12 protein-coding genes and 1 tRNA gene are annotated in these 12,664 nt (G+C 30.6%); 5 read left to right on the top strand and 8 right to left on the bottom strand.

The genetic code is table 11. The features are described 5' to 3' along the window. Window positions 1–17 precede the first annotated feature (17 nt). Window positions 18–1,793: a 1-deoxy-D-xylulose-5-phosphate synthase gene (gene dxs, locus BLU40_RS00705; RefSeq protein ID WP_090118699.1), complete on the bottom strand. Its 1,776-nt coding sequence runs from the start codon at window positions 1,791–1,793 to the stop codon at window positions 18–20. Window positions 1,794–1,851: 58 nt separating this feature from the next. Between dxs and BLU40_RS00700 the strand changes: the two genes are divergently transcribed. Beyond that, window positions 1,852–2,301, top strand: coding sequence for a nucleoside deaminase (locus tag BLU40_RS00700; protein WP_090120266.1), 450 nt, complete (start codon window positions 1,852–1,854; stop codon window positions 2,299–2,301). On the opposite strand, the gene BLU40_RS00695 is transcribed toward BLU40_RS00700, so the two are convergent. Together BLU40_RS00695 and BLU40_RS00690 are read right to left on the bottom strand one after the other, a co-directional pair. After that, complete coding sequence (locus BLU40_RS00695) at window positions 2,298–2,549, bottom strand: hypothetical protein (protein ID WP_090118697.1); 252 nt, start codon at window positions 2,547–2,549, stop codon at window positions 2,298–2,300. The genes BLU40_RS00700 and BLU40_RS00695 overlap by 4 nt on opposite strands. 22 nt (window positions 2,550–2,571) lie before the next feature. Continuing rightward, window positions 2,572–4,362 carry a chloride channel protein gene (locus BLU40_RS00690; RefSeq protein WP_090118694.1) on the bottom strand — a complete coding sequence of 597 codons (1,791 nt, stop codon included), beginning with the start codon at window positions 4,360–4,362 and terminating at the stop codon, window positions 2,572–2,574. Window positions 4,363–4,746: 384 nt separating this feature from the next. On the opposite strand from BLU40_RS00690, the gene BLU40_RS00685 reads away from it, so the two are divergent. The 4 genes from BLU40_RS00685 (at window position 4,747) to BLU40_RS00670 (ending at window position 7,309) form a co-directional block, all read left to right on the top strand. Continuing rightward, entirely contained in the window at window positions 4,747–5,130 is a 384-nt protein-coding gene (locus BLU40_RS00685) for a hypothetical protein (protein WP_090118692.1), read from the top strand. Window positions 5,131–5,208: 78 nt separating this feature from the next. After that, the gene (locus BLU40_RS00680) at window positions 5,209–5,796 is read left to right on the top strand and encodes an RDD family protein (protein WP_090118690.1); all 588 of its coding nucleotides are present in this window, start codon (window positions 5,209–5,211) and stop codon (window positions 5,794–5,796) included. A 55-nt stretch (window positions 5,797–5,851) separates the two neighbouring features. Further along, on the top strand, window positions 5,852–6,061 hold the full coding sequence (locus BLU40_RS00675) for a YwbE family protein (protein WP_090118687.1): 210 nt from the start codon (window positions 5,852–5,854) through the stop codon (window positions 6,059–6,061). Window positions 6,062–6,106: 45 nt separating this feature from the next. Further along, window positions 6,107–7,309, top strand: a complete 1,203-nt coding sequence (locus tag BLU40_RS00670; RefSeq protein WP_090118685.1) for a sensor histidine kinase — start codon at window positions 6,107–6,109, stop codon at window positions 7,307–7,309. Window positions 7,310–7,319: 10 nt separating this feature from the next. On the opposite strand, the gene BLU40_RS00665 is transcribed toward BLU40_RS00670, so the two are convergent. The 5 genes from BLU40_RS00665 to folB form a co-directional block, all read right to left on the bottom strand. Beyond that, window positions 7,320–9,152 carry a M1 family metallopeptidase gene (locus BLU40_RS00665; protein ID WP_090118683.1) on the bottom strand — a complete coding sequence of 611 codons (1,833 nt, stop codon included), beginning with the start codon at window positions 9,150–9,152 and terminating at the stop codon, window positions 7,320–7,322. 94 nt (window positions 9,153–9,246) lie between these two features. Continuing rightward, on the bottom strand, window positions 9,247–10,890 hold the full coding sequence (locus BLU40_RS00660) for a S8 family peptidase (protein ID WP_090118681.1): 1,644 nt from the start codon (window positions 10,888–10,890) through the stop codon (window positions 9,247–9,249). Between the two features lie 14 nt (window positions 10,891–10,904). After that, complete coding sequence (locus tag BLU40_RS00655) at window positions 10,905–11,765, bottom strand: MBL fold metallo-hydrolase (RefSeq protein ID WP_090118679.1); 861 nt, start codon at window positions 11,763–11,765, stop codon at window positions 10,905–10,907. Between the two features lie 156 nt (window positions 11,766–11,921). Further along, a tRNA-Cys gene (locus BLU40_RS00650) sits at window positions 11,922–11,992 on the bottom strand. A 75-nt stretch (window positions 11,993–12,067) separates the two neighbouring features. Further along, window positions 12,068–12,436: a dihydroneopterin aldolase gene (gene folB / locus BLU40_RS00645; RefSeq protein ID WP_090118676.1), complete on the bottom strand. Its 369-nt coding sequence runs from the start codon at window positions 12,434–12,436 to the stop codon at window positions 12,068–12,070. Window positions 12,437–12,664: the final 228 nt, after the last annotated feature.

Below are 12,664 nucleotides of genomic sequence, written 5' to 3'. Positions count from 1 at the left end.
ACTAATAATTCCTTTATTTATTCAGTAAGAATATCTAACAATACACTTTTTATGTGTTTTTTAGATAAATAAACTTCATTTAATAACTCGTTCATTTCTCCATGCTCAATAAATTTATCTGGAATACCTAATTGCTTAATGGGTTTGTTTTTATAATTATGTTTACTTGAAAACTCTAAAATTGATGAACCAAAACCTCCAAAAATTGTGCCATCTTCAATTGTAACTATATTTTTATACTTTTTAAATATGCTATGTAACTGTTTTTCATCTAGTGGTTTAATAAATTTCATATTGAAATGACCTACCTCATTTTCAGGTAATTCGGCAATAACACTATTAATTGCATTGCCTATTGTACCAATGCTTAACACTGCTATTTTTGTTCCTTCAAATAGTGTTTTAGCCTTCCCAATTTCAACTTTTTTAAATTCTTTTTTCCAGTTTAAGGTTACACCTCTTCCTCTAGGGTAACGGATTGCTAACGGGTAATTAATACCTAATTGAGCTGTGTAAAGAATATTTCTTAAATCAATTTCATTCATTGGAGCATAAATTACCATATTTGGTATGCTTCGTAAATAAGCAATATCGAACACACCGTGATGTGTAGCTCCATCTTCTCCAACTAAACCTGCTCTATCTATACAAAAAACAACAGGTAGATTTTGCAAAGCAACATCGTGTATAATTTGATCGTATGCTCTTTGTAAAAATGTTGAATAAATATTACAAAAAGGAATTAATCCTTGAGTAGCCATACCAGCAGCTAAGGTAACCGCATGTTGCTCAGCAATACCAACATCAAAAGCTCTATCAGGAAACTCTTCAATCATATATTTTAAAGATGAGCCTGTAGGCATTGCGGGTGTTATACCTACAATTTTTTTGTTTTTTCTTGCTAGCTCTACAATAGTATCACCAAAAACATCTTGATATTTTGGAGGTTGTATTACATTTTTCTTCGGAAGAATTTCGCCAGTAATTTTATCAAATTTTCCAGGCGCATGATATTTTACTTGATCTTGTTCTGCTTGCTCTAGACCTTTTCCTTTAGTAGTAATAATATGTAAAAACTTAGGGCCTTTTACATTTTTTAATCGTTCTAACTCTTTAACCAATGCATTTAAATCATGACCATCTACTGGCCCTGAATAATTAAAATTTAATGCTTTAATTATATTGGTTTTGCTAACAGCTTTACCTGCTTTAACATTTGTAAAATAGTTTTTTAAAGCTCCTACACTTGGGTCAATTCCCATAGCGTTATCATTTAAAACTATTAACAAATTAGCATCAGTAACACCCGCATGATTTAAACCTTCAAAAGCCATACCGCTAGCAATTGAAGCATCTCCAATAACAGCAATATGGTTTTTAGCTACATCTCCTTTTATTTTTGAAGCAATAGCCATACCCAAAGCAGCCGAAATTGATGTTGAAGAGTGTCCCGTTCCAAACGCATCATATTCACTTTCGCTCATTTTTGGAAACCCAGAAATTCCACCAAACTGCCTATTTGTATCAAACTTATCTCTTCTTTCAGTCAAAATTTTATGTCCATATGCTTGATGGCCAACATCCCAAATTAATAAATCATTTGGTGTGTTAAACACGTAATGCAGTGCAATTGTTAATTCTACAACTCCTAAACTAGCACCTAAATGCCCTTCTTTAGTTGCCACAACATCAATAATAAAATTGCGCAGTTCTTTAGCAACTATTGGTAATTGTTCTAACGGAAGTTTACGTAAATCCTTTGGATTGTATATTTTAGAAAGCAAGTTTTGCATTGCTACAAAACTACAATATTTAAATTGTTCGTTGTTTAAAATTAATTACTTTTGGTTTATGATGAATCCGTTTGACGATAATTACTTTATGAAGCGAGCTTTACAAGAAGCTGAACTAGCTTTTGAAAAGAATGAAGTTCCTGTAGGTGCTGTAATTGTTATGAATGATCAAATTATTGCTCGTGCTCACAATTTAACTGAAACGCTAAATGATGTTACTGCTCATGCAGAAATGCAAGCTTTTACGGCTGCTGCAGATTTTTTAGGTGGTAAATATTTAAATAAATGTACGTTATATGTAACACTAGAGCCTTGCCAAATGTGTGCTGGCGCTAGTTATTGGACTCAAATTGGCAAAATAGTTTATGGTGCTTCCGAAGAAAAAAGAGGTTTTAAAGCTATGAATACAACGTTGCATCCAAAGACTAAAGTTGTAAGTGGAATTTTAGAAAATGAATGTAGCTTGCTATTAAAAAAGTTTTTTATTGAAAAACGAAATTTAAATTAACCGTCTTTCTTTTTTTCTTTTTCTAAGTGTTCTTCTAAATCTTTTCGGTAATTGTCGAATTTAAAATCTTCAATATTTTTGTTTTTATACCTATGGTAAATAAATAAAGGCATAAATATAAAAGCAATAGCCAATACGCAAATACCAATAACAACATCAGCCTTAGGGTTACCCGAACTTTTAACATAAAAACCGTAGCCTAAACCACCTAAAATTGCAATCAAAATTACTGTTATAATATACTTCATCTTCTTTCTTTTAAATTAAATTTTATGCAGTTACGTCTATCAATTTTCTTCTATAAGCTGTTAACAATCTAGACTTTGAAATAAATCCGTGATACTTTCCATCTTTTATTACAGGTAAATTCCAAGCAGCAGTGCTTTTAAATTTATTCATAATTACTTCCATAGTATCCTTATCATAATCAATTACCTCAGGTGCTGTTTGCATTAAACTTCTAGCCTCAACTTTTTTATAAAGTTTCTTTTCAAACATAATACTTCTAATATCGTCTAACCTTAGTATACCTAAAAACTCATTTTCATTATTTACTACAGGAAAATGATTTCTGCTAGATTTTACTACGGCCTTTTGAACAATATCACCTAAATTCATACCTGGGTAAAGTATAATAAAGTTGGTTTCAATAACTTTATCAACATCCATTAACATAAGTACATTCTTATCTTTATTATGCGTCATTAATTGTCCTTTTTTGGCCAATTCGGTTGCATATAAATTATGAGGTATATAATATCTAGTTATTAAAAACGAGATTGAAGCAACAATCATTAACGGTATAAACAGCTCATAACCACCCGTAAGTTCTGCAATTAAAAAAATAGCTGTTAAAGGCGCTTGTAAAATACCCGCCATTAAACCTGCCATACCAACCATTGCAAAATTGGTTGATGATAGTTGATGACTAAATAAATTACTATTGTTTATAATTAAAGCTAAAACATAACCCGAAATACTTCCTGTAAAAAGTGTAGGGGCAAAAACACCTCCAACACCTCCAGCTCCAAAAGTTAATGCGGTAGCTATTACTTTTAACAAAACTAAGCCTAATAAAAATGCAATTATAACAAGTATGTTATCTACTTCAATATTAAATATATTGTTAGAAATAACACCTTCAACATTACCTTTTAAAATATTATTTATGGTTGAATACCCTTCTCCAAATAATGGTGGCACCAAAAACACCATAACTCCTAATAAAATACCTCCAAAAAGTAATCGTTTATGCGCTCCTTTAAAATCTCTAAAAAATGCGCCAATACCTAAATATATTTTACTAAAGTAAATTGAGACTCCTGCAGAAAAAACACCAAGTAAAACATAAAAAAACACATCATTTAATTGAAATTTATCTTCAATATTAAAGTGAAGCAATACATCATCTCCAAAAAAGAAATACGATGTTAGTACTGCTGTTATTGATGCCAACAATAACGGAATCATTGATGCTAAAGTTAATTCTAAACTAAATATTTCAACAGCAAAAACAATTGCTGCAATAGGTGCTTTAAATATCGAAGACATTGCTCCTGCAGCAGCTGCACCAATTAATAACGTTCTAGTAGTTTGATTTAAGTGCATTAAACGTGCAAAATTAGATCCCAAAGCTGCACCAGTTGCAACTGTTGGACCCTCTAACCCAACCGAACCTCCAAAACCAACTGTTAAAGGAGCCGTTATAATCGAAGACCACATTTGATGCCGTGGAAGAATACCTTTTAGCTTAGAAATTGCAAATAAGGTTGAAGGTATACCATGGCCAACTTTCTTTTTAATCACATACCTTTTAATCATACGTACCAAAAACAACCCAATTAATGGAAAAATAAAGAAAAAGGCAATATGCACATCCTTTATAAATTCTAATTCTAATAAATGCTGGATCCAGTGTGTAAAGTTTTTTAACAATACGGCACCTAAACCTGCTAATAAACCAATTATTGCACTTGCAATACGTATAAATTGTTTATCGGAAATGTGTTGATATTTCCAAATAAGGAATTTTTTTAGTAATATTTTAAATCTCTTAGACATCATCTATTTTTTGTAAAAAAGAAGTTGCAAATTATTGATTTAAAGAAAATCACTAACGGTTAGGACAACTTTTACATTTTTTTTCACCCTTCTTTTTATATTTTTCACAACAAACATCCTTAACCTTTTTCTTTGATTTTTTTTTCAGAAGTTTCTTCCAATCAAATTCGTAGTTAAAAATATCCTTAGCCAATTATAAAGTTGAGTTTAAATTTTAAGTGCGCACAAAAATACAAATTGTTTCATTAAGAATTATTGTAAATAAAAACAATAAACATCTTATTTTAAATAAAGTAACTATTTCTAGAAAAAAATATTTTGTAACTTTAACCAACCAAGCTTATTAAAAAACAAAAATTAGTTTAAAAGTTAACTGTACACATTATGGAACTTTCAATTTTTATAGCAAAAATAATAGCTGTTATTTATTTAGCTTTTGGTGTTGGTTTAATTGTAAATAGCAATTACTATCGAAAAGTAATTCTTAAACTTTTAAATGATGCTACTTATATTATTTTAGGTGGTATAATTGCCATTATTATTGGCTTTTTTATTGTTGAAAATCATAATTATTGGGTAAAAAATTGGACCGTAATTATTACAATAATTGGTTGGGTAGCATTAATTAAAGGGGTTTTACTTTTAGCATTTCCGAGTACAATCACTTTTTTTAAGCCTTTATTTAATAATGGAAACGTAACAAAAATATTAACCCCATTAGTGCTAATTTTTGGGTTAATATTTGCCTATTTTGGTTTTGTAAACTAACTATAAATTTCACATTTGACAAATATCATAGGAATCTCTAATTCTCTAATCTACTTTTGAGTTAAAATTGCTAAACTTATGAATAGAGAATACCACTTAACGTTTTGTAAAGCGTGTAACCACCAAAATTTTGATTCGAATAAAGGAATTATTTGCGAACTTACCAATGAAATTGCAGACTTTGAAAAAACTTGCGAAAACTATATTGAAAACCCAGAATTAAAGAGCAAAATTGAAGCTTCTTCAAAAGAGAATTTTATTGTTAATAAATCTGCAAGTCAATCTAAACGATTTGTAAATCATATTATCGATTTATTTTTTCTGTATTTATTTGCGTTTGCATTTGCTTTCTCATTAGGAATTATTATATCTATTTTTTCTCCAAGTTCTGCTCACATCTTCGATACCAATGCATTTGGTTACATTATTGCATTTACGGCAGGTATGGTATATTTTCTGTTTTTTGAAGGTGTTTTTGGTCGTTCAGTTGGAAAATTTGTTACTAAAACCAAGGTTGTAGATGAATTTGGAAACAAACCAGATTTTAAAACAATTTTTATACGTTCAATTTGTCGTTTTATACCTTTCGATGCTTTTTCTTTTCTATTTGGAGAAAACGGTGGTTGGCACGATACAATTTCAAATACAACAGTTATAGAAATATAGTAATCTTTTAAAACTCTATTTATTGGTTTATAACTAAAAAAGTTAAATTTGCCATATGGAGAAATTAAGCGGAAAATACCGTAAAAACATTCAAATAGGTAGCGAAGTTGAAATTGTTCAAAAACACCATCAACGTTCTGGCGAATTAACCGAAGGATTTGTAAAACGCCTTTTAACTAAATCACCAACGCATCCGCACGGCATAAAAGTTTTATTAGATACTGGTGAAGTTGGACGTGTAAAATGGGTACTACTTAATTCTTAAAATTAAACCTTACATTTACATGTTATTTTTAAATACATTTACAAAATGTTATCTCCTAAAATTCCTAAAAATGAAAAAGAAAGAATTAATAAATTAAATTCTTTTTCAATATTAGATACAATTTCAGAATCGGATTACGATAACTTAACAGCTATTGCTTCAGAAATTTGCAATACACCAATTTCTTTAATTAGTTTAATTGATAAAAATAGACAATGGTTTAAATCAAACCACGGACTCAATGCTACAGAAACAAAAAGAGAACATGCGTTTTGCGCTCACGCCATAAATGAGCCAGAAGAAATATTTATTGTAAAAGATGCTAGAATAGATGAAAGGTTTCATGACAACCCCTTAGTTTTAGGAAATCCAAATGTTGTTTTTTACGCAGGTGTTCCCTTAACAACTTCTGATGGTTTTTCTTTAGGTACATTATGTGTTATAGATAACAAACCTAAATCTTTAACTAAAAAACAACTAAAAACACTTAGAGCTTTATCTAATCAAGTAATGAATTTACTTTACCTTAGAAAAAGTAAAAGTGAATTGGAAAAATCTCTTTTTATATTAGAAGAAAAAAATAAAACCTTAGAAAAATTCGCATCAATAACAGCGCACGACCTAAAATCTCCATTAATAGGAATTTCAAGTTTAACAAAATTGTTTACTGAAAAATACGCAACAAAAATTGACAAAAAAGGAGTTTCAATGTTAAATGTAATTGAGAATGCATCAAACAAACTAACTCGATTAATTGATGGTTTATTAGAAAATAGTAAAAGTGAAAATTTCCTAAAAAAGAAAAAAACTGATTTAAGTTTAACAGTATTAATAGATGGTATTAAAACTATTTTCTCTTATGAAAAAAACTTAAAAATCAATATAAAATCTAACCTTACTAAAATTCACATAAATAGAGTTGTTATTGAACAAATTTTAGTTAACCTTATTTCAAATGCTATAAAATATAGTAATAAAAAAGTAGTTGAACTTGAAATTGGTATTCAAGAAAACGATTTATTTTATAATTTTTATATTCAAGACAATGGTCCAGGTATAGAATTTAAGCACCATAAACAAATATTCAAAATTTTCGAAGTTGTTTCATTAAAAGATAAATTTGGAGTGTCTGGCAATGGTATTGGCCTAGCAACTGTTAAAAATTTAGTTGAAAAAAGTGGAGGAGAAATCAAAGTCCAATCTGAAATTGGTAAAGGAGCTAAATTTATATTTACAATTTCAAAATAACTAAACGCTTCTATTTATTCAAAAAATTATTGCTCCTATCAACATCAGCCATTAAACCTGATACATCTATTTCTACAGTTTTAATTTCTTTTTTAGTGACAAAAGAATAGGTAGGTTTTCCCCAAGCCCAATCTTTTAAAATAGTTGCTGAAGTTGGTTTTTCTCCACGCATTAAATTTAACGGAATGTAAAAATCTTCGCTACTACCATCAACATAAGTAACACTAACATCTATTGGCATTGGCATTTGTCCAACTCTAGCTAATTTAACACTGTTTTTATCAACTTTTGCAACAGCATAATCTATTGTGTTCACAGTTTCAATCCATTCGTTTAAATACCAATCTAAATGCAAGCCAGAAACCTTTTCAGCAGTACGTTTTATATCGTTTGGTGTTGGGTGCGTAAATTTAAAATCTGAATAGAATTTTTTTAGTGTATTTGCAGTATTTTCTTCACCAATAATATAATTTAGCTGTGTTAAAAACATGCTTCCTTTTGTATAACTACCAATGCTAAAAGCAACATTTGTATTAAACCTATCTGCGTGTGTAGTTAAAGGCTCTTCAATATTATTTTTTACGGCATAGAAATACCCTAAATAATCATCATTTGTTGGCTTATCAGAACCTTTTTTTATTATTTTATTTGAAGCTAAAGTTGAAATATAGGTAGTAAAACCTTCATCCATCCACGAGTGTTTACTTTCATTTGAAGCTAATAATTGCTGAAACCAAGAATGCGCCAACTCGTGATATAATGTACCAACAATATGGCCTAATTTTTCACCTCCAGCCAATAAAGTGCACATAGCATACTCCATACCTCCATCTCCACCTTGAATTACAGAATATTGCTTCCAAGGATACGGGCCAATATGTTCATTAAAATAATCTAAAGCTTTCTCTGTATAAGGCTGCACTTCTTTCCAAGCCTTTTTATATTTACCTTCATTTTTATAAAAGAAATGAAGAGTTACACCACACTTTGTTTCTCTAACATCGTGTTTATAATTAGCATCTGCAGCCCACGTAAAATCATGAACTTTAGGTGCAACAAAATGCCACGTTAATTTATTGCCTTGCTGTTGTTTTATAATTTTTTTTGAAGTGTCTTCGTATCCGTGTCCAATTTCTTGTGGGTTTTGTAAGTAGCCTGTACTAGCAATGGTGTACTTTTTATCTATTGAAATTTTTACATCAAAATTACCCCAAACACCCTGAAACTCTCTACCAATATATGGGTGCGCTTGCCAACCTTCAAAATCATACTCCGCCATTTTTGGATACCATTGCGCCATAGAAAGTGCAATACCATCTTCGCTATTTCTACCAGCTCTTCTAATATGGCTAGGTAATTGACCTTCAAACTCCATATTAAATGTTACTATTTCGCCTGGCTCTATAGCTTTATTTAAAGTTACTTCTAAAACGGTACCTTCAACAAAATAATCAACCTCTTTTCCGTTTTGTTTTAACGATTTCACTTTCAAAAAACCAATTTCATTTTGTTTTAATTTTGCTATTCTACTTTCGTAAATTGGATTTTCTTTAGTACCAATATTAGTAACCATTCTATAGTCAGGATCAACTATATTTTGAAGCCTTAAATCCATTTCACTTCCGGGTTGAAATGCATTAAAATATAAATGATAGAATACCTTATCTAAAACATCTGGTGAATTATTTGTATATACTAATTTTTGAGTTCCGGTATATTGATAATTTTCAGCATCTACATCAACATTCATTGTATAATCTACATGCTGTTGCCAATAATTTGGATTGGTTTGTGCTGTTAAAATTGTTGTTGAAATAAATAGTAGTAAAAATAACTTTTGCATAAATTTTTTATTGTGGTTGCAATATAAAAAATGGTTCTAAAACAAAAAAAGCGCTCTTACAATAAGAGCGCTTTTTAACAGAATATTATAAATATTATTTTCCGTTTACCATTTTATCAGCTAAAACTAACGCATTGTATGCATTAACTACCTTACCTGAAACAGATAAACTTGAGAATTTTACTTTTTTACCATCACCGCCTGGAAGTAATACATCCATATCAATTTCAGTACCTGAATTCATAATAATGTGTTTTACTTGACTTGCAGAAAGTTCTGGGTAATAACTTCTTATTAAAGTTGCAACACCAGCAGCTTCTGGCGATGCCATTGAAGTACCATTGTAACGAGCGTATTCGTTTTTAGGAACCGTAGAATAGATTTGCACACCAGGAGCAAAAATATCTACATTTCTTGCACCGTAGTTACTAAATGTAGCAGGAATGTTTTCGTTATAACTAGAACTCATTGCTCCAATAGTTAATACGTTATCGCATAACTCATTAATTTTATCATTCGTATCATTTGGCCAGTTTTCTTTAACATCAATATCTTTATGATCGTTACCTGCAGCATGTACTAATAATACATCATGTTTTTCAGCATATTTAAAAGCGTCAAAAACCCATTCTGGATTTGGAGACCAGCTTTTACCAAAACTCATATTAATTACTTTTGCTCCATTATCTACAGCATATCTAATTGCTAAAGCAACATCTTTATCACGCTCATCACCATCTGGCACAGCTCTTACAGACATTAATACAGCGTTATTTGCAACACCATCTAATCCAATTCCATTTCCTCTTTCAGCTAAAATAATACCAGAAACGTGTGTTCCGTGAGATTCAACATCTTTAGAACCAATAACATTTCCGTTACCGTAAACAACATCATTAATATCGTTTGGATTATCACCTACAATGGCTCTACCATCAAAATCTAAACTATAGTTTTTGTTTTTCTTTTGAGAATCATAGTACTCATTAAACGCATCTTCAGTTAAACCTCGGTTAAACATACTTAAAACATCTCCAATTTGAGCTTGTAACTTTTTATCTCCTGTTTTTACTGCTTGTAAATCTTTAAGTTCGATTTTGTCTTTACCTAAAAACTTTTTAACAGCTGTATAATTTTCTTCTATTTGCTTTAAACGCGTCATAGTACCAAAAAATCTTTTTGAAGAAGCTTCGTAGCCTTTTTCGTACTTTTTAAACATTTCGAAATCTGCTTTTTCATCTGCACTAACAGTTTCTAAAGTTTTACCTTCAAAACGTTTTTTAGCTTTTGCATATAAACGAGTAATTTCTAATTGTTCTGGAGCATCTACACTGTCACCTCCTAAAAAGTTCCATCCATAAACATCATCTACATATCCATTTTTATCGTCATCAATATTGTTTCCAGCAATTTCTTTTGGGTTTGTCCAAAGTACATTTTTTAAATCTTCGTGCTCAATATCAATTCCAGAATCAATTACACCAACAATTACTTGTGTACTTTCTTTTCCTTCAATAAATTTATATGCTTTTGCCAAGCTCATTCCTGGTACAGTGTCTGAAACTAAGTCTCTGTGCGCCCAGTGATTAAAATCTTTATCGCTTAATTCTACTGTTTTTGCAGATTTTAAAGCAACTGAAGTGTCCATAGCAGGTACTGCCATGTTTTTAAGTGAACTACAACTTGCTAATGTAGCTGTTGCTAAAACTGCAACAGAAACTGATTTTAAAATTCTCATTTCTATTAAATTATTTAGTTAAATACTTCGTTAAATTTATATGTTTCGTTCAATCGAACGCCTTTTTCGGTATGTTTAAGTGTACACAACTCGTTATGTGCATCATGCTCTAAAAATAGCAAGTAGTTATTATCTGCTGCTTTGTTTAAAAACGTTGCTTTCTCGTCCATAGTTAATAACGGACGTGTATCATAACCCATTACGTATGGTAATGGAATATGACCAACTGTTGGTAACAGATCGGCCATAAAAACAATGGTTTTATTTTTATATTGAATGTGTGGAATCATTTGCTTTTCCGTATGTCCATCTGCAAATAAAATATCGAAACCAAGTTCTGTATTTTGCGCAAAATCTCCATTAGGAATATTTACAAAGTTTAATTGCCCACTAGCCTCAATAGGGTTTATGTTTTCTTTTAAAAAAGATGCTTTTTCTCTAACATTAGGTTCTACAGCCCATTGCCAATGGTTTTTATTAGACCAAAATTTAGCATTTTTAAATGCAGGCTCGTAACCCGTACGGTCTTTATTCCATTGAATGGCTCCACCACAATGATCGAAATGTAGGTGTGTTAAAAAAACATCGGTAATATCATCTCTATGAAAACCGTGTTTTGCTAATGATGTGTCTAAAGAAAAATCTCCAAAAAAGTAATAATATCCAAAAAACTTGTCTGATTGTTTGTTTCCTGTTCCTGTATCAATTAAAATTAACCTATTACCGTCTTCAATAAGCATACTTCTCATACTCATATCTATTAAGTTATTGCTATCTGCAGGGTTAGTGCGTTGCCAAAGTGTTTTTGGCACTACTCCAAACATTGCTCCACCATCTAACTTAAAGTTTCCGGTTTCAATAGGATAAATTTTCATGGGCTTATTCAATTTTAAGTTAAAAAGATGACTAAAACGTTAATTTTTATACTGTTTTTAGTTAAATTTTTTACTTTTTCACAAATATACAAGTTTTTATACTTAACAAAATGTTAAAGAAAACAAAAAACCAAAGCTAATGCTTTGGTTTTGTTGAGGCGTCGAGCGGATTCGAACCGCTGTAGGAGCTTTTGCAGAGCCCAGCCTAGCCACTCGGCCACGACGCCTTAATTGGATTGCAAATTTAATTAATTTTAATAAGTTGGCAACTTTTTTTTTAATTATTGTTGCATCTACTTATTTTACTTCAAATCTTTTCGTCGTTTTATCATTTCTATAGTAACCATTGCTACGTTACCACCTATGGGCGGGTTTATTTTTGAAACTTCAACTTTTGCTACGTTAACAATTGCTATTTCGCTTAAAATTCTATCTAAAATACGTTTGGCTACTTCTTCTAATAGTTTGGAACGTATAGCCATTTCTTCTTTTACTATTTTGTTTAAGTGTACATAATCTACAGTGTCTTCTAGCTCATCTGAAACTGCAGATTTTGACAAATCGGCTTTTACGGCTACATCTACTCTATAATCTGAACCTATTTTTCCTTCTTCAACTAAACAACCGTGATAGGCATATACACGTATGTTTTTTACTTTTATTGTTCCCATTATTGTGTTTTGTATTGCAAAGTTAGAGTTTTAATTATGAATTAATCATTATTTAAAAATGAAACTAAACACTATCTACCAAAAACTAACAACTGCTAACATTGCGTTAGGGATTGAACGGTTTGTTTGAGCTCTTTTTTTGGTGCCTTTTTGCACTTAAAAAAAGCGAGTAGTGAAAGCCCGACCTGAAAGGTAACGCCTAAAAAATTGTATAAAATAGTTTATTTA

This window comes from Lutibacter oricola, from assembly GCF_900106565.1.
GTDB lineage: Bacteria > Bacteroidota > Bacteroidia > Flavobacteriales > Flavobacteriaceae > Lutibacter > Lutibacter oricola.
Note: the sequence above shows the minus strand (reverse complement) of the source record. Positions and strands in the feature narration are given on the sequence as shown.